The organism is Algoriphagus oliviformis, assembly GCF_017254915.1.
In the GTDB taxonomy this organism is placed as follows: domain Bacteria; phylum Bacteroidota; class Bacteroidia; order Cytophagales; family Cyclobacteriaceae; genus Algoriphagus; species Algoriphagus oliviformis.
This window is the reverse complement of record NZ_JAFKCT010000001.1, coordinates 930,448-953,354: the sequence shown is the minus strand read 5'-3', so window position 1 is coordinate 953,354 and position 22,907 is coordinate 930,448. Positions and strand designations below refer to the sequence as shown.

The following is a 22,907-nucleotide window of genomic DNA, read 5'->3' as shown; positions in this document are numbered from 1 at the left end:
TCCAGACGGCTTTTTCGTTACGAGGCATTTCTGTTTACATCTTTGGCAGCACCACCGTGTCCACAGAATGGATCACGCCATTGGACTGCCAAACATCGGCGATGGTGACTTTGGACTGGCCGCCGTTTTCATCTGTGATGTAAAGCTCCTTTCCCTTCATCCAAGCGGTCAACTTCCCGCCCTGGACTGTTGTGAGGGTTGCTTTTCCGCTGCCTTTCTTGATGGCAGCGGCGATTTCCTTGGATCCCATTTTCCCCGCTACCACGTGGTAGGTCAGGACAGCGACCAGCTGCGGCTTGTTTTCAGGCTTGAGCAAAGTTTCCACGGTGCCTTTTGGCAGCTTTTCAAAAGCCGCATTGTCTGGGGCAAAGACGGTGAAAGGCCCAGCTCCCTGCAAGGTCTCGACGAGGCCAGCAGCCTTCACTGCCGCGACCAGCGTCGTGTGGTCTGCGGAATTTACCGCGTTTTCCACAATGTTTTTGGAGGGGTACATGGGTGCGCCGCCCACTTCCACGGTTTTTTCCATTTGCGCGTAGGCCAGATTGGCTGACAAAAATACGAAGGCTGCAAAAGCCAGTTTCATTAATTTGTTCATGGTTTTGGTTGTTTAGGATTTCTGATTGATAGATGACAGCACTTACGAGGAGGGCCTTGGGCTTGGATTGGGGGCCGCAAAAAAAAACGGGAATACGCAAATGGACTCGGACTTCCTCTCCCTGCTTTTGCCCAAAAAACCCCAAAAATGGTAGCTTTGTGGCCGGATTAAATCCCAACCCCATGTACCAGGAGAAAATCGAAGCGATCAAGGCGGCCATAGCCGCGGCCGATGCCACCACCCCAGAGCAGCTGGAGAGCTACAGAATGGAGTTTATTTCCAAAAAGAGCGTCGTCGGTGAGCTTTTTGCCGCTATGGGCAAGATCCCCAATGAGGAAAAACGCGCCTATGGACAGGTCGTCAACAGCGTGAAGCAGCTGGCTGAGGAGAAATTCCAAGAGCTGATCGACAAGGTCAATTCGGCCAACAAGAAGTCCAAAGCGGCCGCCATAGACCTGACTTTGCCTCCTTCCAACTACCCGCTGGGAGGGATTCATCCGCTGACGGCTACTCGTCAACGCATCGTGGAGATCTTCGAGCGCATCGGATTCAACCTCTCCGAAGGGCCGGAGATCGAAGACGACTGGCACAACTTCACCGCGCTCAACTTTCCGGAAAACCATCCGGCGCGGGAAATGCAGGACACCTTTTTCATCGAGAAAAATCCCGATATCGCCCTCCGCACCCACACTTCCTCCGTGCAGGTGCGTGTGATGGAAAACCAAAAGCCGCCTATCCGTACGCTTTCTCCAGGACGCGTGTACCGAAACGAGGCGATCTCTGCACGCGCGCACTGCATCTTCCACCAAGTGGAGGGCTTGTACGTGGATGAAAACGTGGGCTTTGCGGATTTGAAAAACACGCTTTACCACTTCGCCAAGGAAATGTTTGGCAAGGAGACCAAGGTGAGGTTTAGACCCTCCTTTTTCCCTTTCACCGAGCCTAGCGCAGAGATAGACATCTCCTGCCTGATCTGCGGCGGCAAGGGCTGCAACGTCTGCAAAGGCAGCGGCTGGGTGGAGATCGGCGGCTCCGGCATGGTCGATCCAAACGTGCTGGAAAACTGTGGAATCGACTCCAAAAAATACACGGGCTTCGCCTTCGGGATGGGCATCGAGCGCATCGCGATGCTGAAATACCAAATCAAGGACCTGCGCCTCTTTACCGAAAATGACGTCCGGTTCCTGAGGCAGTTTAGGCCGATGCTATAGTATAAAAGGAAAGGCTGATCGGAAGATTGGCCTTTTTTGTTCCCCACAGATCAACACAGAAAAGATCACGGATTTTTCACAGAGAAAGTGGAAATTGAAAGATCTGTGCTGCTCTGTGAATTAATCCGTGAGCATCTGTGGGAAAAAATTAAAAGCAAGCTAGGCTAGACCGAAATCCTCTGACACCCAACTTCACCAAAAAAACATCCCCGCTTTGTGGGTATTTTTTCAGCTGTTCGGGAGAGAGGTTTTCTTGAGCCGTGGTGATCAAAAGTGTGTCCAGGTTTTCTCCTCCAAAGCAGCAGGAAGTGACGTGAGGGACGGGCAGGGTAATCTTGTCGACTAGTTCGCCGTTTTTTGGATTCCAGCGAAAAACCCCTGATCCGCCGTAATGCGCTACCCAGAGCATGCCTTCCTGGTCTATGCACATCCCATCGGGAAAGCCCAAGTCCTCTGGCACCTCCACAGCGACCCTGCGAAAGCGGATCTCGCCCGATTCCAGGTCGAAATCAAATTCCCGAATCTGCCGGGTTGGCGTATCAATAAAATAGAAAGTCCGATCGTCTTCAGTCCAGGCCATGCCATTGCTGATCGTCAGGTTTGGCAACTGAACGACCGGTTTCAAATCCTGCCTAACACGATATAGACTCCCTGCGCCTTCGGTAAATTTGGTACTGAGCGTGCCGATCCAGATCCGACCCGCAGGATCGACCTTTCCGTCGTTGAAGCGATGTAGTGGAAGGTTTTCCTCCACCCCACAGAGCCATTCCAGCTCTTCGGTTTCCAGGTCGAAGCGGGCCAGCTGCCTATCCAGACCCAAGATCAGTTTGCCGTCCTTCCCTTCCAATACCACCGCCAGGCGATGGGGAAAATGCCGCGTCCTCGTGACAGAGGTAGCGAGGTGGTGTTCAAAGAGGTTGCCCTTTTCGATGTCCACCCAGAAAAAACTCTGCCGCCCAGTGTGCCAGAGTGGGCCTTCACCGAGGAAGCATTGGGAGGGGATGGTGGGAATGTTGGAAGGTTGCAAAGTGCTCAGAATTGAAAGATTTTAAAATTGGAAAATTGAAAGATTGAAAAGACGTCAAACCTCTTGATTAGGCATAGCTTAAATCAAGGGCGCCGCAATTCGTCCATCGTATCTCGTAAATCAATTCTGCCAGTACTGCGCGATCTTTTTCTTCAAAAAAGCCACACTGCGCTCCAGCTGGTCCATGCCATCAACCCCATCTTCGATACTGATCCAGGAGTCAAAACCGACCCGCTTCAGTTCTGCGAAAATCGCATCGTAGTCGTTCATTCCTTTGCCGATTTCTCCGTGGCTCAGGCGCTTGGCGTAGCCTACCGCTCCGCCCTCTTCTTTCCGAAGATCTTCGATGGTGCCATACTTCAGAAAGCGGTCGCTCGCATGCATGGTCACCACCCGCTCGGATACGTCGTAGAGCAAGTCCAGGGGATCTTCCCCGGCGAGGAAAGTATTGCTCGGATCGTAGTTCACCCCGAAGAAAGGATGGTGGATGCTGTCCACCAGCTTGGTGAAGATGGCCCGCTTCTGTGCAAACTCAGGGTATTCCCAAAAGTCGTCCTTGTAGTGGTTTTCGATGATCAGCGTGATCCCCAGGGATTGCGCATAGGGCAGGCAAGCCTCGATGCTGTCCTTGGCGAGCTTGATGCCCTCATCGATTGACAGCTCGGGACGGTATTGGCCCGAGAGCACTCGGCAATACTTCCCGCCCAGCACGTCGGTCATCTCGATCCAGCGCTTTTGCTTTTCGATTTCCTTTTCCCGGAAGGCCTTGTCCCGATGGGTAAAATCCGGCGAGCAGCACATCATGGGGATGACCATGCCGGCATCGGCCACCATTCGGCGAAACTGAGGCCAGTTTTTCTCGTTTTCCATCTCCAAAAAACCCGCATACCACTCCAGCCCGTCGATATCCAACGGTGCTGCCAACTTGATCCAGTCGGCGATCTTCATACTTCCGTCCTTGCAAAGGGCCTGCATAAAGGCCTTTGGAAACGCTGCTAATTTTGGCATGTTGAGTTTGGGGTTTTTGAGGGGTTATTTGATTGTGCTGGTGTCTTTGGGGGCATTCCTGCCGATCATGGGATATTGCTCGAGGTCGACGACTTGCCCGCTGATGGGGCCACTTTCGTCAGAAAGCCAGTAGATGGCTGCGGCGGCGATTTCCTCCGGCCAAAGAATGCGGCCCGCGGGAGCATAGATGGAGGGTAAGCCTTCGTACCAAGACTCGGAGAGGCCGTGTTCCTTTTTGCGCTCCCGTTCCCGCTCGGTCAAGACCCAGCCGGGATTGATCTGGTTGACGCGGACGCCAAAGTCGCGGATGAGAACATCGCCCAGGTTGCGGGTCATGGTCATCAGCCCGCCTTTGGACATGGAATAGGCCAAGAGGTTAGGCTCCCCGCTCCAGGCGTTGACCGAACCGATATTGAGCACACAGCCCTTGTTTTTTGCCAGTTCTGGTAGCGCTTCCTGGATGAGGAGAAAAGGCGAGATGGTGTTGACGTCTAGGATTTTTTGGAGAAAAGCCCGGTCCGTATTGTTCACGTTGGAGGTGACGACCCAGGCGGCATTGTTGACCACGGCATCCAGTCGGCCGAAAGCCTCCAAAGCCAGCCGGACCAGCGCTCTAGGGCAAGTCTCCGCCGAGATGTCTTCACAGTGAAACAGGGCGTTTTTCCCTCCAATCTCATCAAGAACCTCCCGGCCAAGCTCGTCCTCCAATCCATGAAGAACCACTTTGGCGCCCTCCTCCACACAGCGCTTGGCGATGGCTTTGCCTATCCCGGTGGTGCTGCCGGTGACGATGATGACTTTTCCTTTGAGACGCATGTCAGACAGGTTTCAGGACGGACTTGACGACTTGGCCGCTGTGCATTTTTTCAAAAGCCTCATGCCATTCCGTGATGGGCCATACGCCGCCGATGATGGGCTTCACGTTCAACGCGCCACTTGCCAAAAGTGCAATCACACGCTCCCAGATGGGCCAGTTGTGGCTGAAACTGCCCTGGAGACGGATGTTTTTCTGCACGATGGGATCGATGGAGAAGTTGAGCGGCTGAGGGCCCCAGCCCACTTTGGTGATTTGCCCGTTGGGTCGGACGATTTTCATGGCGATTTTCAGCGTGATGCTGTGCCCCGCCGCGTCGATGATCAGATCGGCGCCGAGGCCGTCGCGCTTTTTCGCCCAGGCTTCGGCGGCTTCCTCGCCGACAAGCGGCTCGCAGCCATAGGCTTGTTTGGCGATTTCCAGCCTTGCGCGATCCCCTTCCAGACCCAACACGCCCACTTCCGCTCCGCAGAGTCTCGCCATGGCTGCACAAAGTATCCCAATCGTCCCAGGGCCAATGACGATCACCCGGTCGCCCGGTTTGATGTTGGAATTGCCGACGACGGAATTGTAAGCCACGCAACAGGGTTCGGTGAGGCAGGCCTCTTCGAAAGAAAGGTTTGCAGGGACGTTGTGTAGGCACCTTGCCGGCACCCTGACGAAGCGGGTCATCGCTCCGTTGACCCCGTAGCCAAAGCCTTTCCGGGTGGGATCCAGGTTATAGAGTCCGACCTTGCTCATGGGATTTTGCTGGTCGATCACGGCGGCAGTCTCCGAGACCACGCGGTCGCCGACTTTCCAACCTGCGACTCTCGCTCCGAGGGCGGCGATTTTTCCCCCAAACTCATGCCCCAAGACGACCGGATAATTCACCGGCCAGCTGTGGTCGGAAGTCCACTGGTGGAGGTCGCTACCGCAGACCCCCACATTTTCCACTTCGAGGAGGATATCTTCCTCACCGATCTCAGGCACGGGGATTTCACGGATTTCGACGGAGTATTTTTGTTCGGAGTAGTTGACTACTGCCGCATTTTTGGTGCTGGACATGGGTTTTAGGCTTTTTGGGGTACGACAGTTTCTTGGGCGTGGATCGCTTGGCAGATCATCCGAAGTGAGTTCTCCAGGTTACCGTCGGCGGTTTTAAAAGAATCCGCATCGATCGTAAGCGGAGCTCCAAGTACGACGAGCGGGGCGCCGTATTGCGGACATTGGATGGCCTGCTCCAGGGAGAGGCCGCCTACTGCCTGCACGGGGATATCCACCGCCGAGACGACTTCGCGCAGCTGGTCGAGAGGGCTTGGCATGCGATGGCCTGCGGCGGCAATTCCACGGCGTTCGTCATAGCCGATGTGGTGGATGACGTAGTCGCAGCCCAGGTCTTCCAAAAACTTCGCGCCCTGGATCATATCGGGACAGATCATATTGTCGCCCATCACTTTGACGCCAAAGTCCCGCCCTGCCTTTACCACGCATTTGATCGTTTCGGCATGTGCGCGGGCCATCACCACCACGTGGGTGGCGCCAGCTTTGGCCATCATCTCTGCCTCGAGGTAGCCGCCATCCATGGTCTTGAGGTCAGCCACGATGGGCACGCCCGGAAAGGCCTCCCGAAGCTTCCTCACGCCATGAAGGCCTTCTGCCAAGATAAGCGGAGTGCCAGCCTCCAGCCAGTCCACGCCTGCCCTCATAGCAAGGGCGGCGGTTTCCAGCGCCTCGTCGATATTCGTCAGATCCAGGGAAATCTGTACTATAGGTTTCATGTTGTTTTTGGGTTTTGATTGAAAAATGGGCGGAAGTCAATTTATACATTATTCCTTCAGATAATACCCCGGTCTGTAGGGAAAGGACTAATGCCAAGGGCTCACACCGGCTGTTTTTCCGCAGCTTTTCCCCAGTAAAAAAAAGACGGCTGTCCCGAATGCTACCGACTTGGCCCCATCCAAAAAAGAAAAACCCCCAGCAGGAAACTGCCGGGGGTCATTGAGAGGGAGGGCCGTAGGGCCTTCCTTTAGTTTTGCAAGCGAGCCTGGATCTCTTGGATTAGGCCGTCGTATTTCTTCAGAATTCTCGCCCAATCTTGGAAGCGCTCGTCGTCTTTGACGGTCACTTGGTTTTTCCCATCCAGATACGCCTCCTGGCTGATGAGCTTCACTGCGTAGGCCAGCTGGTCGGAGTTGCCTCCGCTGGAGACGATCACGCGGGTACGGATGATGCTGGACTGGAAGTTTTGCACCTGCCAGGAAGTGGTCAGGTAGCCGGTATTGTAGTCCACCGTCTCCAAGATATCAAAGTAGCCGGTAATGATGGAGCTGAGGATTTTCCAGGCAGCCTCAGGAGAATGGGCGGTATTTACCGGGACGGTGATCCGTACGTTGGCCAAGTCGGAGGAGACGGAGGATGTATAGGCTTCGTCCACCACCATTTCCAGGAAGTCAGAAGCGGGCGGCTCCTGCATGTTGGCTTGGTTGCAGTAGTTTTTCACATAGCGGATGAAACCGTCTTTGCTCACGCGGATCTCCACGCAGGAGTTTTTGGCGACCTTCAGGTCATAGGAGCCATTGCCTACACGCTTGCCGCCGATCTCGATTGCCGCGTCATTTGGCGCTGTGGTGATCTTCACCAATCTGTCTTCCAATACCGCCTTGTCACGGACAGGAGGCTCTGGGTCGCCCTCTTTGTTGCAGAGTACTTTTTCGTAGTTCACAAAACCTTCTTTGGTCACGGTAACTGTCACGCAGTCCCCAAAAGGAACTCTGATATCTTGGTTCCCTTTGCCGAGGGTGATTCCGTTTGCGGACACGTTGGCGTCGGCAGGAAAAACCTCCAAACGAACCTGACGATCCTTCAGGACAAAGTGGTCTTTAAAAGGAGGCGTTTCCTTGTCCGGCTGGTTGTAGTAAACCTTGGTCACGGGCATGTAGCCTGGCTTTTTGACTTCAAGGGTGAGGAATCGATCCTTTTGGACGTAGAGGTAGATGGCCTTGCTGCCGATCACACGTCCATCCACGAGGATCTCCGCGTCAAAGGGCTCGGCGGTGATGTCCACCTGACGGGTAGTCAGGGCAATACGCTGCTCTTTGTCCCACTTGAGGTCTTTGTTGTACTCTTTGATCACGGCCTGGTAGCCGGGCTTGACGATTTTCACGCGGTTTTTGCTGTCTTTTTCCAGCTTCAGCTCCACGGTTCCGGTGCCCAGTTCCATCTTGTCGGAGTCGTCATAGTCGTTCAGCAAGATGAATTTTGCGTCGGATTGATCCGCGGTAAGCATTAGTTTTTGTGAAAAAGAAGTGAAAGCAATCAGGGTGAAAACAAAGAAAAGGAGTAGATTTTTTAAATTCATGGGTGGGGGGTTGGTGATACTAATGCGCAAATAATTCAATTAGAATTATTTATGCAAACGATAAGCAACGATACCACTCATTTATTTATTGCCTACACCCAAGCTCTTTTTAAAAAGCGTAGCCAGTTGCCGTGCATGACTTTTTCCACGTCCGACTCAGCGTAGCCTCTTTGACGAAGCAGGTCGGGGATTTTTTGCAAATCGGCGATGGTCTCCAAGTCGGCGGGACTTTGCTCCGTACCGAAGGCCCCATCGAGGTCTGAGCCGATGCCGATATGGTTGGCATTGCCGGCGATCTGGCAGATATGGTCGAGGTGATCCAAGACAGTAGAGATGGTGACGTTACGCTCTTTGGGAGTCGATTTTCCCCTGACCCAGCCGGGGCTGAGCATCCAGGCATCAAAGGCGCCACCTATCACCGCGCCGCGATCCACCAAGGCCTTGATCATCTCGTCGGAAAACTGCCGGTTGTGATCGACCAAAGCCCGAACGTTGTTGTGGCTGGCCCAGACCGGCCCCTGGTAGATCTCCAGCGCATCCCAAAAGGCCAAATCGCAGAGATGCGTTGCGTCCAGAATGATGCCGAGCTCATCCATTTTTTTGACCAACTCCTTTCCTTGCTGGCTTAGCGGAGCCGAGGCATCCGTGCCAAAGGCATACCGACCCGGTCCGTAGTGTGCCGGGCCCAAGGCCCGGAGGCCACTTTCGTAGGCTTTTTCCAGATAGTCCAGGTTCACGATCGAATCCGCTCCCTCGAGGGAAAGGATGAAGCCGACGGGTTTCGACCTGTTTTCATTTCCGTCATTCCAAAAAGCAACGTGCCTTTCCAGCTCCGCCAAATTGCGAATCTGGGTCATTTCGCCCTTTTCCACCATAGCCTGATACCAAGCGAGCTGCCCTTGCGTCTGCGCCCAAGCCTGTTCCGGGGAATGCCATCCCGGAAGTGGATTGTCGAGCGCGACGTAGCGTCCGATCTGGGTGGAGACGACCAAGCCGATGTTTCCTTTGCGCAGCTCGGGGAGGGACACCGTCGCTTTGCCACGATCCGGCTTGTCATTCAGCCCTTTCTCCCGGGCATTGATCTCGGCGACAGGTCTGGAAAGATCCCTGTTCCACTCGAGGGCATTCATACTCAGGTCAAGGTGGGCATCAAAGGTCAGCATGGCTTAGAAGCTTTGGAGGACAAAAACAGTGGGGATTTTATGCAGGTCGACAGGATGGTTTTTCCAATCGGCGATGGTTTTGGTTTGGATAAATTCGTCAGCCGCCGTGAGGTTTTTGGCGATGCACAGCTTGGTCTGCGGAGCGAGGTGGGCAAGGAGGTCTTCCAGCAGTTGGTTATTGCGGAAAGGGGTTTCCATGAAAATCTGGCTTCGTCTTTCCTTCAGAGATTCGGCTTCCAGTTTCTTTAGGGCCAAGGCTCTTTCCTTTTTGTCAATGGGCAGATAGCCATGAAAAGCAAAGGACTGCCCGGAAAATCCCGAGCCCATCAGCGCCAGAAACATGGAGCTGGGCCCCGAGATCGGTACGACTTGAATGCCTTTTTGGTGGGCGTAGTCCACGGCCAAAGCACCCGGATCGGCGATGCCAGGGCAACCCGCCTCAGAGATCACGCCTATGTCGGCCCCGTTCATCAGGGGCTGCATGAGTCGGTTGATGTATTCGGGCGGAGTCCCCTTGTCCAGGATTTCCATGTGAACCTCCTCGAGATTCACGCCCAGTTTGAGGCTGGAGATGTAGCGACGGGCGGAGCGGGGGTTTTCGACCAGGAAGATCTTGGTATGGGCGATGACTTCCTGTACTTGGGGTGAAATGACCCAATGGGCCGTGTTGTCGGCCAGAACATTGGGAATCAAGAAAAGCTTTCCTTTGGGCATGAGGCAAAATTCGTAAGAAAAATGGCATTGGGCAGGCCTACTATACTTCATTCGCTATAAAAAAAATTAAACAACTGAATATCAGGATGTTGAGAAATATATTCGGAAGTAAATTAGGTGATCTATTGCTTAGTTAAGTTTTTTTTTTTTTTTTTTTAGCTCAAACTATTTAATCTCACATACTTTTATGAAAACACAAATTTTAAAATTCAGCGGCTTTTTGCTGACTGCGGCAATTGTTGGGAGCTGTATTTCTGATCCCAGTGAATCCTTGTCCGATCACTCGACTGTAAACAAGTTAAAGATCAGGGACAATACCTTAAACTTTGCGGACTTCGAAGCGTATGAAGGCGCTATCCAGAATCCTAAGCAAATCACTGAGCTGGACTTCAGGTCAATTTCTAAGCTAGTACATAGTAGAGAAGCGACCGCAAATGCGAGAGTACTTTCTGACGATGAAGCAAATGCGCTAAAAGAGTACGAAGGCTCGCTAATCCTTGATATTCTAGACGAGGAAAAGACAGTTGTCATCGGTGAGCGATTGTTTTACTTGGATTTTGCTAGAAAACTGGTAGCAGTGACCGAGGATTTCTCTTTAAGAACCTCTTTGATTGAAGGTGACTATGACTCGGAGTTAGTCTATCTTTTTTCCTTCGAGGACGACGTAATCGGAATGTTGGAAGAGGGCTCGACTGGAACCATTCTTTCAAAGAAAAAAGCGGATTTAGAGAATAGAAGAATTGCGGCCGTGGGAACCAATTGCGACTGGGATGAATGCAGGTATGATAGTAATACTCCTGGTGACAATGGATACGAATATCGGGTTGAAGCCAAACATGTGTATCAGTCCGCAGGAGTCTATTTCAAGTTGTTCTCCCAAGCAAAACACATGAAGAGAAACTCCCCGCCTCTATATAGCGGAGAGCCCACGGACATTCAGATATCTTGGAACTATTGGTTCAAAAGCAAGAAAAACAGCATTGGTACTCAATCAGACATTGACAGTGACTCAAAATGGAGCGACGTTTATGAAGAGACTCATTATACTTCCTCAAGGGGCTTGGAATCCTATAGGCTAGATAGTCACTTTTATGTAGAAGTTGGAGGTAACCATGGTGATGGAGCTGGAGGATTTTCGTACTGGGATTTTGATTTATACAGAATTGACAAAGGGTTTTAACGTATGATTAAAACTATCGCTGTAGCCCTCTTTGTGTTTCTGGCAGTCCCCACCGGAGTATTTGCGCAGAAAGCGCTTAGCCTCTCTTTTGGTTTTCCGAGTATCACTTGGGACTATAGCGGCAACCTAGATGGATTGAGAACAGTGAATACCAGCGGATGGTCTATCACTGCTTCGGGGTTAACGATCAAGGACAATGGCTTGATCTACGGCATCGACCTCGGGGTAAATCGGTATGGAAACGGCTTTCAATTTGGTGTTGGTCGACATGGAATTGGGGAAATTCATCATTTCTCGATTTTACCCCTAATTGGCTATAACCACAATCCGAATGCCGCCAAGTTCTCTGTTCGAGCTAATTTGGCATTTGGAATTGGCTTCATGCCAAGCGACAATCTCACTTACGAAAATTCTAAATCATTTCAAACCATGCGAAATGACAAGAAGAATCCTGATGGAACCACCTCCAGTGTTCCGCTTTATGACCTCACATTTTCTGGATCGCAAATCGTGGAAAACCGTGTTTTCCCATTGGTGAAACCAAATGTTGAGCTTCACTATGCGGTAGGCGAAAAATCCACTATCTACTTGAAAGGCAGCCTTGGTGTCACACTCATGGACGCGGTGGTTGCACGCGATTTCCCTGAGGTCATCCTTGACGGGGAGCAATACCATGTAACCCATTCGACCAACCTGAATTTCTGGGCCTTGGAGTTGGGGTACTCCCTGAAGCTGAAAAACTAACAAGGGATTTAAAAGGGGGATTCACCAGTCCCCCTTTTTCTATTTCAAAAACTTCCGCATCTCCTCCACCACGGCGTGGGGCTGCTCGGCGTGAAGCCAGTGGCCCGCATTGGCGACGAATTCCAGCTGGTAATTCGGGAAGTGCTTTTCCAGGTCAGGCAAGTCCTTTTGCTGGATGTAGTTGGAATTGCCGCCCGCGAGGAAGAGGGTGGGCCCGTCAAACTGGCTTCCCTCGGCAAGTGCTTCGCCGACATTTTCGATGTTTTGGGTGATCACGGGTAGATTGATCTTCCAGGCAAAGCCTTCTCCGCCGCGAGTGAGGCTTTTGAGCAGAAACTGCCGCGTGCCGAGCTCCGGCACATATACGGCCAGCTGCTCGTCGGCCTCTTTTCTCGACTGGATGGCTTTCAGATCGAGTGAATTCAGGCCTTCCAAGATGGTCTGGTGATGGGGAGCGTAGTAGCGGGGAGCTATGTCGGCCACGATGAGCTTTTCGATGTACTCGGGATACTTCGCGGCAAAGTTCATCACCGTCTTCCCTCCCATGGAATGCCCCATGAGATAGATCTTATCCAGGCCCTCTGCATCCAGTAGCTCCTTCAGGTCCTCCACCATCACGTCGTAGTTCCAAGCATCCGCATGGGGGGAGTCGCCGTGGTTTCGCTGATCGACCAGGTAGAGGGTGTAGTGCTCCGTCAACTCCTTGGCGATGGAAAACCAATTGTCCAGCGAGCCAAAGAGCCCGTGCAGGATGACGAGGGGATGGCCAGAGCCGGTTTTTTTAAAGTTGAGTTTCATTGTTTTTGTCAACGGTCGACTGTCGACGGACGACAGCCGATTCCTGGTGAAATTAAGATTCGACTCGGTTCTAAAATGAGTTCTTCAGTGCTTGAATTTTTATAATCAATCCTTCAAAGGAAGCGTACAAACGCGTAAAGCCGTCCTCTGTGATGACGTTTCGTTTTCTACCCAAATGCAAACAGCTGACCACTTCAATGGCTGATCGATTGGCATATCCAAGAAACTTCTTGAATTCTGCATTTGACTGGCCCGTGGAGCCTTCGGCAATGTTCAGAGCGACAGAATCCGCCGCGCGCTGCATTTGCGTACTCAGCACAAATCGCTCTTCGGCTGGAAAGGTCTTGACCAACTTGCTTACTTCGGCCGACAGATCAATCGCCAACTCCCACACTCTTAAGTTCTCAAATTTGAATGCCATTTGAATGCCATTTGAATGCCATACGCTTTAGAGTTTCTTTTAGGGAGTGAAGTTCTTCAAAACAGGCGGTCGACCGTCGTCCGTCGACCGTTGACTAGATCTCCAACTGCCTCCTATACATCTGGATCGTGTTTTCCAGGCCATAGTAGAGCGCGTCGCAGACCAAGGCATGGCCGATGGAGACTTCCTCCAGATGGGGGATACTTTGCGCGAGGTAAGCCAGATTGTGCAAGTCCAAGTCGTGGCCGGCATTCAGGCCAAGGCCAAGTTCTTTGGCCAGCTGGGCTACTTCCACGTAGGGCTTCACGGCATTTTCCCTATCCTTCGGAAAAAGCGAGGCATAAGGCTCCGTGTAGAGCTCCACCCGATCCGTACCGGTCAGCTTGGCGGGCTCGAAGTATTTTGCCTCCGGATTGATGAAAATGGACACGCGGCAGCCATAAGACCGGAGCTCGGCGACGATGTCACGAAGCTGGCTCTGGTGCGCGATCGTGTCCCAACCGGTATTGGAAGTGATGGCATCCGGGGGATCTGGGACAAGCGTGGCCTGGGCAGGCTTCACCTCCCGGCACAGTTGCATATAGCGCTGATCGGGGTAGCCCTCGATGTTGAACTCTGTGGTCACGACCTGCGCGAGGTCCAGCACATCCTGGTAGCGGATGTGCCGCTCATCCGGACGGGGGTGTACTGTAATCCCCTGGGAACCAAATCGCTCACAGTCCAAAGCCACCTTTACCACGTCTGGATTGTTGCCCCCCCGGGCATTGCGCAGGGTGGCGATCTTGTTGATATTTACACTCAGCTTAGTCATATCTGCTGGGAAAAAGGGTATTTTTACCCAAAATTTTTGAAACACAAACTTAGGACTAATGGCTCTAAAGCAGAAAGTAGAAGGGGAAATTAAATCGGCAATGATCGCAAAAGACAAGGTGCGCCTCACCGCACTGCGTGCCATCAAATCCATGATCCTTTTGGAAGAAACCAAGGAAGGATTCAAAGGCGAGCTCACCGAGGACGAGGAAATGAAGCTGCTGACCAAAGCTGCCAAACAACGAAAAGACTCCGCCGACATCTACCAGCAGCAGGGCAGAGCCGATCTGCTGGACGTGGAAATGGCCGAGCTGGCCGTGATCCAGGAGTTTCTGCCAAAAGCGCTGACCGAAGAAGAACTGAAAGCCGAGGTCCAAGCCATCATCGCCGAAGTGGGTGCCGCTGGCCCCAAAGACATGGGCAAAGTGATGGGCGCTACCAAAAGACTGGCAGGAAAAGCCGACGGCAAGGCTATCGCAGACATGGTCAAAGCACTGCTAAACAACTGATTTGGCAACGGTCGACATCATACTGTTGATTTTGATTGGCCTGGGAGCTTTCGAAGGCTACAGGAAAGGATTGCTTCTCACCGTGATGGGACTCGTGGGCTTTGTCTTGGCGATCATTCTAGGTGTCTATTTTATGGAGCCAGTGAGTAAGTACCTCGCCGGCCATCTCAAGGAGCTGAACTTTGCCTTCCCGGTCATTTCCTTCCTGATTGTTTTCGGCATCACCATGGCCATCGTCGGGATCGCCGGATGGATGATGAAAAAGATGGTGAATATGGTCATGCTCGGCGGGCTGGACAGCGTGGGCGGCGCGATTCTCGGCATCGTCAAGAGCGCTTTTTTCATCAGTCTCTTTCTCTGGCTGGCCAATCTTTTTGACCTCCAGATGCCCAAGGACTGGAGTGCCAAAAGCGAGTATCTCGGCTACGTGGAGCCTCTGGCGCCAGCTGTGATCTGGGTGCTGGAGCCCATCGTGCCCAAGATTGGGGACTTGCAAAAGACGGTCGAAGAAATCGTGGACGGATTCCGGGATGCTGCTGCTGATTGACAATTTCGATTCCTTCAGTCATATTCTCGCGGATCTGATCCGCCAAAGCGGCGAGGAGCTGCTGATCCTCAGAAATGACATCAACCCCTCGGAGCTCGAAAAACTGGACTTCCGAGGCTTGATCCTTTCCCCCGGTCCCGGCATCCCCAGTCATTCAGGCCACCTGATGGCGATTTTGGAAAAATACCATGACCGAGTTCCTGTGCTAGGGGTTTGCCTAGGGCATCAGGCCATCGGGGAGTTTTTTGGGGCGGAGCTGGTGAAAAATGCCGTTCCGGTACATGGCAAAGTTCACGAGGTGCGGAAGACCAAGCCCCACTTTTTCACCGAAAGTCTTCCAGAGAAATTCAGCGTCACGCGCTATCACTCACTCCAGCTCAAAAACCTACCCGCCTGTCTCGAATCCATACTTGAAACTGAATCGGGAGAAATCATGGGAATGGCCCATCGGACACTTCCGATCTTGGGAATCCAATACCATCCAGAGGCCTATTTGACAGAGTATGGTTTGGAGCTGGTGAAGGGGTGGCTGAAAGGATTTGAAGACACCAAAATTACAAAGTTGAAAATTTGATTTTTTTTTGAGTTGGAGTCCGCTTCTGCGATCCAAAAAAAGAGCCCTTACTAAAGCTCTTCGTTAGCCAATATCCCAGTCTAAGGGCAAACCCGAAATTACCTCAAATCAATCACCTCGATTCCCGGATATTTTTTGGCATCAAAGACAAAGTAATCGGCTGGGAGGCTGGGTGCGGCTTTGAGATTTTTGAAGGAGTAGGCAAACATCCCGCCTTGTCCGTCAAACATCTCCCAACCCAACAAATCCTTGGTGCTTTTGTCCACCATGAGCTTCACTTCCTTGAAGGGCGCATTAGGCTTCTGGGCGATCAGCTCCACCACATGCACGGACTTGCCCTGGTAGGTTTTGTCCGCCAAGAGACGGTAGTTGAATCCGGATTGGTACATCTTATACACGTTGGACGGGGTCAGCTCGCCCTCCATCTGTGAGGCTTCATTGATCGTGACCTCCTTGTAGGTGGCCGTTTGGATAAAAGTCCAGACGGTCTTGCCGTCGTTGTAGATTTCCTGGTCGGGCAGCTTGAGTCGGTACTTTTCCCCACTGACCGCGATCTCGCCCGACTGGCGATCTCCGGTACCGGCGGCATCCTGATAGGTATAGTCGAAGCCCGCCGTGAAGCCCTTCATGCTTTGGTACTTCTTGCTCATGTCGTCGAGGACGGCCTTGGCTTTCGGGTCTTTTTGGGCAAAAGCCGTGATGGCACAAAAAAGAAAAATCAGAATCAGGGAAAGGGAACGAGACTTCATTGAATTTGGGCTGGTTGTACTGTGAAACAGCGATTACAGGCTGTTCAATAACCGTTCCAAACTAACCTCATCCTGTATCAGTACCTCTCTGGCTTTGGAACCCTCAAACGGGCCCACGACCCCAGCCGCTTCCAGCTGGTCCACGATCCTGCCGGCGCGGTTGTAGCCCAGCTTCAGCTTGCGCTGGATGAGCGAGGTGCTGCCCTGCTGGTGCAATACGATCAGCCGCGCCGCCTCGTCAAAAAGTGGATCCCGATCATCCAGATCCACTCCCGCGACGGAGCTTTCCCCGTCTTCCCCTACAAACTCAGGCAGAAGGTAGGCATCGGAGTAGCCCTTTTGCTCCCCGATCCAGTCGCAGATCGCGTCCACCTCCGGCGTATCCAGGAAGGCGCACTGGATTCGCGTCATCTCGGAGCCCAAGGACAGCAGCATATCTCCCATGCCGATCAGCTGATCCGCACCTCCTGCATCGAGGATGGTACGGGAGTCGATTTTGGAAGTCACGCGGAAGGAAAGACGAGCGGGGAAGTTCGCTTTAATGATACCCGTGATCACGTTGACGGAAGGCCTTTGCGTAGCTACCACCAAGTGGATGCCGATGGCTCGGGCCAGCTGGGCAAGACGGGCAATCGGTGCCTCGATCTCCTTGCCCGCAGTCATCATCAAGTCCGCCAACTCGTCGATTACCAACACGATGTAAGGCATGAAATAGTGGCCCTTTTCCGGGTTGAGCTTGCGGGCGATGAACTTGGCGTTGTATTCTTTCAGGTTTCTACATCCGGCATCCTTCAGGAGATTGTACCGATTGTCCATCTCGATACAGAGGGAATTGAGCGTGTAGATGACCTTCTTGGTGTCGGTGATGATGGCCTCTTCGGCTCCCGGCAGCTTGGCCAGAAAGTGGCGCTCGATCTTGTTGAAGAGCGTGAGTTCCACCTTTTTTGGATCGACGAGGACAAACTTCAGCTGGGAAGGGTGCTTCTTGTAGATCAGCGAGGCGAGGATCATGTTGAGCCCGACGGACTTTCCCTGTCCCGTCGCGCCCGCCATCAGCAGGTGGGGCATCTTGGCTAGATCCGCGACAAAAACCTCGTTGGAGATGGTTTTCCCCAAGGCTACCGGCAGATCCTTGTCTGACTTCAGGAACTTCTCAGTCCCCAAAACAGCCCTTGCCGGCACCAGCTCGCGGTTTTTGTTCGGTACTTCGATACCGATCGTACCTTTGCCGGGAATCGGTGCTATGATACGTATCCCCAGAGCCGCCAAGCTCAGGGCAATGTCATCCTCGAGGTTTTTGATCTTCGAGATCTTCACGCCAGGGTTTGGCACGATCTCATAGAGCGTCACAGTAGGCCCGATAGTGGCTTGGATTCCCTGGATTCCGATCTGGAAGTTTTCCAAAGTCGTGACGATCTTGTCCTTGTTCTCCTGCAATTCCTGCATCGAGACCGTGACCTTCTTGATGTCATACTCATTCATCAAGTCCAGTGTCGGATACTTGTACCTCGGCAGATCCAGGGTAGGGTCGTAGGGATCGAGGTTTTCGACTTCCTCGGCAGTCTTCTCTTCCTCGACGGCCTTGTTGATGGAGAAATTGCCGTCCCGGATCGGGCTGGTTTTCCCTGCCCCCTCTTCCAAGAGGTTCACCTGAGGCACGTCAAAAATATCTTCTTCCTCCTCCTGCAGTTCCTCCTCTTCAAAGCCGGGAATGTCAAAAGGAATCTCCGGTTGCTTCGGCGCTGGAGCTGGTGTAGGAGCCGCTGCCGCCACTGGCGCCGCCGTACTTTTCACCTCCCAGGTACTGCCATCGTCCTCAATGTCGTCCAGCGAGTCGGAGAATTCCTTCCCGCTGTCATCCGCGTCGAGGAAAGGATTGGATCGGGTGCTTTTTCCATCCATTTCGGCGAGCTGATCTTCGGCGGAAGCTGTCTTGGGAGAAAACCAATTCAACTGCTCCAAGCCAAAGAACAGTACCACGAAGATCAAAAAGGCTCCAACGATCAGGATGAATGTCCCCATCCCCAAGAAGTCGCTGGAGAGCTTGGCCAGCTCGTATCCAAATCCCCCCGAAAGAAAACTCCAATAGGAATAGCCCTCGACCAAGATCACGATGTAGCCCATCAGCAGTCCGAGCCAAGCGGTGAAAAAGAGCGCAAAAACGGAGTATCGCGTCAGGGATACCAATGAAAACTTGAACGTCCAGCGGAAGCCGAGCAAAAACAGGAAGGGTGGCAGCAAAAACGCCGCGATGCCAAACCAACGGTAAATCAGCCAATGCGAAGCTTGAGCACCTAGGTAGCCTACCCAGTTTTGTGACTCTCGGGCGGAGTCGCGAATGGCCTGGTCGGGATTGTTCATGACCAAGCTCTGGTCTGCGGGCCCGTTGATCAGGTAGCTGACAAAGGCGATAAAAAGAAAGACAGAGGCAGAGATAAGGACGATTCCCAGCGTCAGGCTCAGTTGCTTAAACTGGACCTTAGGAAGCGAAAAACCAGGCCCACTCGGTTTCTGAGGGGTCTTTTTGGTGTTTTCTGATTTCTTGCGAAAGGTATTTTTGCCGGGGGATGCTGATGCCATTTAAGCTTGAAAGTACAATTTTAATTTTAGCCTACTGGCTACTACAAAGACAACTTACCGGGAAAAATATGCCAGAAGTCCCTTTTTGATTTTTTTGATCAAGCTAGGGCCCTCATAAATCATGCCCGAGTACACCTGGACCAGACTCGCGCCGGCTTCCAGCTTTTCGATGGCATCCTCAGGGGAGAAGATGCCCCCTACTCCTACGATGGGAAACTCGCCCCCAGACTTCTGGTGCAGGTATCGGATGACCTCGGTACTCCGTTTTGCCAAGACTTTTCCGCTGACTCCTCCGGCTCCGATGGCTTCCACCTCCCCTTTCGGAGTGGTCAAAACCGAACGGTCTATGGTCGTATTGGTCGCGATCACCCCCGCGATGCCCGTCTCCCGCACGATCTCCACGATGTCGTCCAGCTGCCCATCGGTCAGGTCTGGAGCGATTTTCAGGAGGATGGGCTTGGGTTTTGCCTTCTGGTCGTTGGCTGACTTGACGGCGCTGAGAAGCTGCTTGAGCGGTTCCTTTTCCTGCAGGTCGCGCAGGTTGGGTGTATTGGGCGAGCTCACGTTGACCACGAAATAGTCCACATAGGGATGCAGCGCTTCCAGGCAGTAGAGGTAGTCATCCACCGCATTTTCGTTGGGCGTGACCTTGTTTTTGCCGATGTTGCCGCCCACGATCACGTCGGACTTGCGCTTTTTCAGTCGCTCCACAGCCGCGAGTACGCCGCCGTTGTTGAAGCCCATACGGTTGATCAGGGATTTGTCTTGCGGCAAGCGGAACAGGCGAGGAAGGGGATTGCCTTCCTGCGGTTTTGGGGTCAACGTCCCGATCTCGATAAAGCCGAAGCCCAGCATCGCCAGCTCGTCAATCAGCTTGGCATCCTTGTCCAATCCCGCGGCCAAGCCCACCGGGTTTTTGAATTTAAGCCCGAAAACTTCCCGCTCCAGCTTCGGATCATCCAGTGCAAAAGTCGACCTGACGATCGAACTGGCGACCGGCAGGTTGAAAGTCAGGTGGATCAGGTCGAAGGTGGTATGGTGTGCGCTTTCTGGGTTTTTGAGAAAAAGAAGCGGCTTGATCAGGGACTTGTACACGGCGGGTTGGGGGGATTTTGGTGGCCAAAGTTAGGAAATGCTGGGAGAAAAGCGGGAACGGAAGGCAAGATGACCCCGGTTTTTCCCCAATCAGGAATTGGCCTCCGTGATCAGCCGCAGTCCTTCCAGCGTCAGGTTGGGGTTCACCTCGTCAAAAGTCGTCTCCAGATTGGTCAGAATCGAAGCCAAGCCGCCAGTCGCGACGACTTTGAATTTCAGTTTTGCCTCAGCTCCCATCGTCTCGACCATGCCCTTCACCAGTCCGGTGTAACCGTAGAGCACTCCGGCCTGGATGGCGTGGATGGTATTTTGTCCCAAAGCCGACACCGGGAGCTTCAGCTCCACCTCGGGCAGCTTGGCGGTGTTGGCAAAAAGCGCCTTGATGGCCGTTCGGAGACCGGGAACGATGTTTACCCCCAGGATTTTCCCCTCGGCATCCACCGCAGTAAAAGTAAGCGCGGTGCCAAAGTCCACCACGATCACGGGACTTTGGAACTTGGAGTAGGCCGCCATCACGTTGCACATCAGATCCGAACCGATCTCGCTGGGGCGCAGTGATTTGACGGGAAGCTTTGCGTAGCTTTTCGCAGAAATCAGATAGGGAGAAAGCCCAAAATAGCTCTGGCAAAACTGCCCGATGATAGCATTGATCTCCGGGACGACGGAGCTGAAGCCGATTTTTTCGATCTGGGAAGGTTGGATTCCATGTTCCAGAAAGTACAGCGGCACCTTCTTGCCCAGCTGGGAGATCAGCCTCGGCGTGTGGGTTTCCAGCCGAAACTGGTTCGTCCACCTGTCCGCTTTATGGTCATAGAGTGCAAATACCACATTGGAATTGCCCGCATCGATGGCTAAAAACATTCTTTCTCAGGTTTTGACTAATTTAGGCCTTCACAAAAGTAATAACCAAATCTCTCCCCCCTTTCTGCTTATGTATTCCCTACGCGAAGGCAAAGTCGAAGACCTCCCCCGAGTCCTCGAACTGATCAAAGAACTGGCTCTCTACGAAAAAGCCCCCGAGCAGGTCACCAACACGCTCGAACTGATGAAAGAAGACGGCTTTGGCACCAATCCGGTCTATGGACTCTTTGTCTGCGAAAAGCAAAGCAGCGGAGAAATCATCGGGATCGCCATCTACTACTACCGCTACAGCACCTGGAAGGGAAAAAGGCTTTACCTCGAGGACATCGTGGTGACCGAGTCCGAGCGGGGCAATGGAGCGGGCAAGCTGCTTTTCGACCGCGTGATGGCCAAGTGCCTCGAAGCCAACTGCACCGGTATGATGTGGCAGGTGCTGGACTGGAACGAGCCGGCAATCAATTTTTACAAAAAATACGGCGCTGCACTCGAAGCCGGCTGGCTCAACGCGCATTTGCAGGATTACGAGATCAAAAAGCTGCTGGGTGCCTGAAGTCAGATGACCGATGCTTCCGACATCGGACATCGGGCATCCGACATATTCCCTACCTTTGTGATTCACTATGAGAAAGAAGCCATTCACCGTTGTCTATGAAGACAACCACCTCCTGATCGTCAACAAAGCGGCCGGCATCCTCGTGCAGGGCGACAAGACCGGGGACAAGACGCTCACCGACTACTGCAAGGACTACATCGCCGAGAAATACAACAAGCCTGGAGACGTTTTTCTCCATCCCGTACACCGCCTGGATCGCCCGGTGAGTGGACTGGTGGCCTTTGCCCGTACTTCCAAGGGCTTGGAGCGGATGATGGAGCTCTTCCGCAAGCGTGACATCCACAAGGTCTATTGGGCGATCGTGAAGCGTAAGCCAAGAGAAGAACAAGGCAAGCTCACCCACTACCTGGTCAAGGACGAAGTACGGAACGTCGTCACCGCCCATGACCGCGAAGTGCCCGGCTCGCAAAAGGCCGAACTGAACTACAAGACCCTGGGCTACATGAACGACCACTGGCTGCTGGAAGTCCGTCCGATCTCCGGCCGACCGCACCAGATTCGGGTGCAATTGGCCTCCATGGGTTGCCCGATCCGCGGCGACATCAAGTACGGCTTTGCCAAGCCAAATCCAGACGCCAGCATCAACCTGCACGCCTTCCACTTGATCTTTGTCCATCCGGTACGGAAGGAAAAGCTCTACATGCGTGCCGCCCTGCCCGAATCGGAGTTTTGGGAGCAATTCCTGGAGTTTGAGGAAGTCCGAGCCAAAGACCAGCATCTGGACAATACTTACTCCGGATAAAGGCATTGCCGGCGGCGGTCAGGGATTTTGGACAAGTTTGACCATTCTTGAAATGCAACCAATTGAGTACATTGGGGTATAAACAAGAAAGCATGAAAACTATTTCCGTTAAAATCAAGCAAAACGACCTCTCAAGATACGGACTGAGCGACGCAACCACCGTGGAATTCAGTGAATTGGTGGACAAGATCACGCGGGATTTTGCAATCCAAGCTCTCAAAAACACACAGGCCGCCGCAAAATCTGCCGGCCTGTCTAGCCTAACTAACCAGCAGATCAAAGGGGTATAATTTAACACCATGAAAAGCCTTTTTCTCCTTCTCTCTCTCGCGCTACTTTTTGCCTCCTGCACTTCCCAAAACAAGCCCAAGACGATCTACATCGTCCGCCATGCCGAAAAGCAGCTGGAGGGAAATGACCCGGAACTGCTCTACGTGGGTGGGGTGAGGGCGCAAAAGCTCGCCCAGATCGTCCAAGACCAAGAGATCAAACATGTATTCTCCACGGACTACAAGCGTACCCGCCTCACCGTGGAGCCCACAGCCAAGCAGGCCGGAGTCCCTATTCAATCCTACGATCCGAAAAACCACGACGCCCTGGTGGAGCAACTGAGAAACCTGGATGGCAATATTTTGGTAGTCGGCCACAGCAATACCGTCAGCCAATTGGCCAACTACTTTGTCGGAGACGGTGAAAAGTACGCCGACCTTACCGATTTGGAATATGAGTACATCTACATCGTCACGCTAGAGCCAAACGCCGCTTCGGTGATCCGAAAAGTTTACAAGGATTTTTAGCCTATCATTCCTTTG

Annotated in this window: 26 protein-coding genes; 10 read left to right on the top strand and 16 right to left on the bottom strand. The window is 52.9% G+C overall.

Going from position 1 to position 22,907, the window contains the following annotated elements; genetic code table 11:
- Positions 1–34 precede the first annotated feature (34 nt).
- Entirely contained in the window at positions 35–595 is a 561-nt protein-coding gene (locus J0A68_RS04120; RefSeq protein WP_206576914.1) for a fasciclin domain-containing protein, read from the bottom strand.
- 182 nt (positions 596–777) lie between these two features.
- On the opposite strand from J0A68_RS04120, the gene J0A68_RS04115 reads away from it, so the two are divergent.
- Entirely contained in the window at positions 778–1,806 is a 1,029-nt protein-coding gene (locus tag J0A68_RS04115; protein ID WP_206576913.1) for a phenylalanine--tRNA ligase subunit alpha, read from the top strand.
- A gap of 148 nt (positions 1,807–1,954) precedes the next feature.
- Here the strand turns inward: J0A68_RS04115 and J0A68_RS04110 are convergent, their stop codons facing one another.
- The 8 genes from J0A68_RS04110 to J0A68_RS04075 form a co-directional block, all read right to left on the bottom strand.
- The gene (locus J0A68_RS04110; protein ID WP_206576912.1) at positions 1,955–2,833 is read right to left on the bottom strand and encodes an SMP-30/gluconolactonase/LRE family protein; all 879 of its coding nucleotides are present in this window, start codon (positions 2,831–2,833) and stop codon (positions 1,955–1,957) included.
- Positions 2,834–2,953: 120 nt separating this feature from the next.
- Positions 2,954–3,841: a sugar phosphate isomerase/epimerase family protein gene (locus tag J0A68_RS04105; protein ID WP_206576911.1), complete on the bottom strand. Its 888-nt coding sequence runs from the start codon at positions 3,839–3,841 to the stop codon at positions 2,954–2,956.
- Between the two features lie 24 nt (positions 3,842–3,865).
- Complete coding sequence (locus tag J0A68_RS04100) at positions 3,866–4,657, bottom strand: SDR family NAD(P)-dependent oxidoreductase (protein WP_206576910.1); 792 nt, start codon at positions 4,655–4,657, stop codon at positions 3,866–3,868.
- Between the two features lies 1 nt (position 4,658).
- Complete coding sequence (locus J0A68_RS04095; protein ID WP_206576909.1) at positions 4,659–5,702, bottom strand: zinc-binding dehydrogenase; 1,044 nt, start codon at positions 5,700–5,702, stop codon at positions 4,659–4,661.
- A gap of 5 nt (positions 5,703–5,707) precedes the next feature.
- Positions 5,708–6,415: an orotidine 5'-phosphate decarboxylase / HUMPS family protein gene (locus J0A68_RS04090; protein ID WP_206576908.1), complete on the bottom strand. Its 708-nt coding sequence runs from the start codon at positions 6,413–6,415 to the stop codon at positions 5,708–5,710.
- Between the two features lie 248 nt (positions 6,416–6,663).
- Entirely contained in the window at positions 6,664–7,995 is a 1,332-nt protein-coding gene (locus J0A68_RS04085) for a hypothetical protein (RefSeq protein WP_206576907.1), read from the bottom strand.
- Positions 7,996–8,087: 92 nt separating this feature from the next.
- On the bottom strand, positions 8,088–9,158 hold the full coding sequence (locus J0A68_RS04080; protein ID WP_206576906.1) for a dipeptidase: 1,071 nt from the start codon (positions 9,156–9,158) through the stop codon (positions 8,088–8,090).
- Positions 9,159–9,161: 3 nt separating this feature from the next.
- Positions 9,162–9,872 (bottom strand): SAM-dependent methyltransferase, encoded by a 711-nt coding sequence (locus J0A68_RS04075; RefSeq protein ID WP_206576905.1) that lies wholly within the window; start codon positions 9,870–9,872, stop codon positions 9,162–9,164.
- Positions 9,873–10,059: 187 nt separating this feature from the next.
- Between J0A68_RS04075 and J0A68_RS04070 the strand changes: the two genes are divergently transcribed.
- Positions 10,060–11,052, top strand: coding sequence for a hypothetical protein (locus J0A68_RS04070; RefSeq protein ID WP_206576904.1), 993 nt, complete (start codon positions 10,060–10,062; stop codon positions 11,050–11,052).
- Positions 11,053–11,055: 3 nt separating this feature from the next.
- Positions 11,056–11,796 (top strand): hypothetical protein, encoded by a 741-nt coding sequence (locus tag J0A68_RS04065; protein ID WP_206576903.1) that lies wholly within the window; start codon positions 11,056–11,058, stop codon positions 11,794–11,796.
- A 39-nt stretch (positions 11,797–11,835) separates the two neighbouring features.
- Here J0A68_RS04065 and J0A68_RS04060 read toward each other — a convergent pair whose 3' ends face one another.
- The 3 genes from J0A68_RS04060 to J0A68_RS04050 all read right to left on the bottom strand — a co-directional run bounded on the left by J0A68_RS04060 (position 11,836) and on the right by J0A68_RS04050 (position 13,826).
- Positions 11,836–12,594 (bottom strand): alpha/beta fold hydrolase, encoded by a 759-nt coding sequence (locus tag J0A68_RS04060; RefSeq protein WP_206576902.1) that lies wholly within the window; start codon positions 12,592–12,594, stop codon positions 11,836–11,838.
- A 70-nt stretch (positions 12,595–12,664) separates the two neighbouring features.
- Positions 12,665–13,015 (bottom strand): four helix bundle protein, encoded by a 351-nt coding sequence (locus J0A68_RS04055; protein WP_206576901.1) that lies wholly within the window; start codon positions 13,013–13,015, stop codon positions 12,665–12,667.
- Between the two features lie 94 nt (positions 13,016–13,109).
- Positions 13,110–13,826: a pyridoxine 5'-phosphate synthase gene (locus tag J0A68_RS04050; protein WP_206576900.1), complete on the bottom strand. Its 717-nt coding sequence runs from the start codon at positions 13,824–13,826 to the stop codon at positions 13,110–13,112.
- 58 nt (positions 13,827–13,884) lie between these two features.
- Here J0A68_RS04050 and J0A68_RS04045 point away from each other — a divergent pair, with 58 nt between their 5' ends.
- Genes J0A68_RS04045 through J0A68_RS04035 form a run of 3 tightly spaced genes read left to right on the top strand, consistent with a single transcriptional unit; the run spans position 13,885 to position 15,455 of the window.
- Complete coding sequence (locus tag J0A68_RS04045; protein ID WP_206576899.1) at positions 13,885–14,334, top strand: GatB/YqeY domain-containing protein; 450 nt, start codon at positions 13,885–13,887, stop codon at positions 14,332–14,334.
- Position 14,335: 1 nt separating this feature from the next.
- Complete coding sequence (locus J0A68_RS04040) at positions 14,336–14,881, top strand: CvpA family protein (RefSeq protein ID WP_206576898.1); 546 nt, start codon at positions 14,336–14,338, stop codon at positions 14,879–14,881.
- The gene (locus tag J0A68_RS04035; protein ID WP_206576897.1) at positions 14,865–15,455 is read left to right on the top strand and encodes an anthranilate synthase component II; all 591 of its coding nucleotides are present in this window, start codon (positions 14,865–14,867) and stop codon (positions 15,453–15,455) included. Before J0A68_RS04040 ends, J0A68_RS04035 begins: the two co-directional genes overlap by 17 nt.
- Before the next feature lie 98 nt (positions 15,456–15,553).
- Here J0A68_RS04035 and lolA1 read toward each other — a convergent pair whose 3' ends face one another.
- From lolA1 to J0A68_RS04015, 4 genes are all read right to left on the bottom strand, one after another.
- On the bottom strand, positions 15,554–16,204 hold the full coding sequence (gene lolA1, locus J0A68_RS04030; protein WP_206576896.1) for an outer membrane lipoprotein periplasmic chaperone LolA1: 651 nt from the start codon (positions 16,202–16,204) through the stop codon (positions 15,554–15,556).
- A gap of 33 nt (positions 16,205–16,237) precedes the next feature.
- On the bottom strand, positions 16,238–18,784 hold the full coding sequence (locus J0A68_RS04025; protein ID WP_206576895.1) for an FtsK/SpoIIIE family DNA translocase: 2,547 nt from the start codon (positions 18,782–18,784) through the stop codon (positions 16,238–16,240).
- 54 nt (positions 18,785–18,838) lie between these two features.
- Entirely contained in the window at positions 18,839–19,879 is a 1,041-nt protein-coding gene (locus J0A68_RS04020; RefSeq protein ID WP_206576894.1) for a quinone-dependent dihydroorotate dehydrogenase, read from the bottom strand.
- Between the two features lie 90 nt (positions 19,880–19,969).
- Positions 19,970–20,740, bottom strand: coding sequence for a type III pantothenate kinase (locus J0A68_RS04015; RefSeq protein ID WP_206576893.1), 771 nt, complete (start codon positions 20,738–20,740; stop codon positions 19,970–19,972).
- A gap of 70 nt (positions 20,741–20,810) precedes the next feature.
- On the opposite strand from J0A68_RS04015, the gene J0A68_RS04010 reads away from it, so the two are divergent.
- The 4 genes from J0A68_RS04010 (at position 20,811) to J0A68_RS03995 (ending at position 22,892) form a co-directional block, all read left to right on the top strand.
- On the top strand, positions 20,811–21,290 hold the full coding sequence (locus J0A68_RS04010) for a GNAT family N-acetyltransferase (protein WP_206576892.1): 480 nt from the start codon (positions 20,811–20,813) through the stop codon (positions 21,288–21,290).
- 70 nt (positions 21,291–21,360) lie between these two features.
- On the top strand, positions 21,361–22,095 hold the full coding sequence (locus J0A68_RS04005; RefSeq protein WP_206576891.1) for an RluA family pseudouridine synthase: 735 nt from the start codon (positions 21,361–21,363) through the stop codon (positions 22,093–22,095).
- Positions 22,096–22,187: 92 nt separating this feature from the next.
- A complete protein-coding gene (locus J0A68_RS04000; RefSeq protein ID WP_206576890.1) occupies positions 22,188–22,385 on the top strand; it encodes a hypothetical protein in 198 nt (65 codons plus the stop codon).
- Positions 22,386–22,394: 9 nt separating this feature from the next.
- Complete coding sequence (locus J0A68_RS03995; protein ID WP_206576889.1) at positions 22,395–22,892, top strand: SixA phosphatase family protein; 498 nt, start codon at positions 22,395–22,397, stop codon at positions 22,890–22,892.
- The last annotated feature ends 15 nt before the right edge of the window (positions 22,893–22,907 follow it).

Bases quoted from the DNA above. Each gene is read 5' to 3' on its own strand.
- J0A68_RS04120 (WP_206576914.1), bottom strand. From the start codon at position 595: ATGAACAAATTAATGAAACTGGCTTTTGCAGCCTTCGTATTTTTGTCA.
- J0A68_RS04115 (WP_206576913.1), top strand. From the start codon at position 778: ATGTACCAGGAGAAAATCGAAGCGATCAAGGCGGCCATAGCCGCGGCC.
- J0A68_RS04105 (WP_206576911.1), bottom strand. From the start codon at position 3,841: ATGCCAAAATTAGCAGCGTTTCCAAAGGCCTTTATGCAGGCCCTTTGC.
- J0A68_RS04100 (WP_206576910.1), bottom strand. From the start codon at position 4,657: ATGCGTCTCAAAGGAAAAGTCATCATCGTCACCGGCAGCACCACCGGG.
- J0A68_RS04095 (WP_206576909.1), bottom strand. From the start codon at position 5,702: ATGTCCAGCACCAAAAATGCGGCAGTAGTCAACTACTCCGAACAAAAA.
- J0A68_RS04090 (WP_206576908.1), bottom strand. From the start codon at position 6,415: ATGAAACCTATAGTACAGATTTCCCTGGATCTGACGAATATCGACGAG.
- J0A68_RS04085 (WP_206576907.1), bottom strand. From the start codon at position 7,995: ATGAATTTAAAAAATCTACTCCTTTTCTTTGTTTTCACCCTGATTGCT.
- J0A68_RS04080 (WP_206576906.1), bottom strand. From the start codon at position 9,158: ATGCTGACCTTTGATGCCCACCTTGACCTGAGTATGAATGCCCTCGAG.
- J0A68_RS04075 (WP_206576905.1), bottom strand. From the start codon at position 9,872: ATGCCCAAAGGAAAGCTTTTCTTGATTCCCAATGTTCTGGCCGACAAC.
- J0A68_RS04070 (WP_206576904.1), top strand. From the start codon at position 10,060: ATGAAAACACAAATTTTAAAATTCAGCGGCTTTTTGCTGACTGCGGCA.
- J0A68_RS04065 (WP_206576903.1), top strand. From the start codon at position 11,056: ATGATTAAAACTATCGCTGTAGCCCTCTTTGTGTTTCTGGCAGTCCCC.
- J0A68_RS04060 (WP_206576902.1), bottom strand. From the start codon at position 12,594: ATGAAACTCAACTTTAAAAAAACCGGCTCTGGCCATCCCCTCGTCATC.
- J0A68_RS04055 (WP_206576901.1), bottom strand. From the start codon at position 13,015: ATGGCATTCAAATTTGAGAACTTAAGAGTGTGGGAGTTGGCGATTGAT.
- J0A68_RS04050 (WP_206576900.1), bottom strand. From the start codon at position 13,826: ATGACTAAGCTGAGTGTAAATATCAACAAGATCGCCACCCTGCGCAAT.
- J0A68_RS04045 (WP_206576899.1), top strand. From the start codon at position 13,885: ATGGCTCTAAAGCAGAAAGTAGAAGGGGAAATTAAATCGGCAATGATC.
- J0A68_RS04035 (WP_206576897.1), top strand. From the start codon at position 14,865: ATGCTGCTGCTGATTGACAATTTCGATTCCTTCAGTCATATTCTCGCG.
- lolA1 (WP_206576896.1), bottom strand. From the start codon at position 16,204: ATGAAGTCTCGTTCCCTTTCCCTGATTCTGATTTTTCTTTTTTGTGCC.
- J0A68_RS04025 (WP_206576895.1), bottom strand. From the start codon at position 18,784: ATGGCATCAGCATCCCCCGGCAAAAATACCTTTCGCAAGAAATCAGAA.
- J0A68_RS04015 (WP_206576893.1), bottom strand. From the start codon at position 20,740: ATGTTTTTAGCCATCGATGCGGGCAATTCCAATGTGGTATTTGCACTC.
- J0A68_RS04010 (WP_206576892.1), top strand. From the start codon at position 20,811: ATGTATTCCCTACGCGAAGGCAAAGTCGAAGACCTCCCCCGAGTCCTC.
- J0A68_RS04005 (WP_206576891.1), top strand. From the start codon at position 21,361: ATGAGAAAGAAGCCATTCACCGTTGTCTATGAAGACAACCACCTCCTG.
- J0A68_RS04000 (WP_206576890.1), top strand. From the start codon at position 22,188: ATGAAAACTATTTCCGTTAAAATCAAGCAAAACGACCTCTCAAGATAC.
- J0A68_RS03995 (WP_206576889.1), top strand. From the start codon at position 22,395: ATGAAAAGCCTTTTTCTCCTTCTCTCTCTCGCGCTACTTTTTGCCTCC.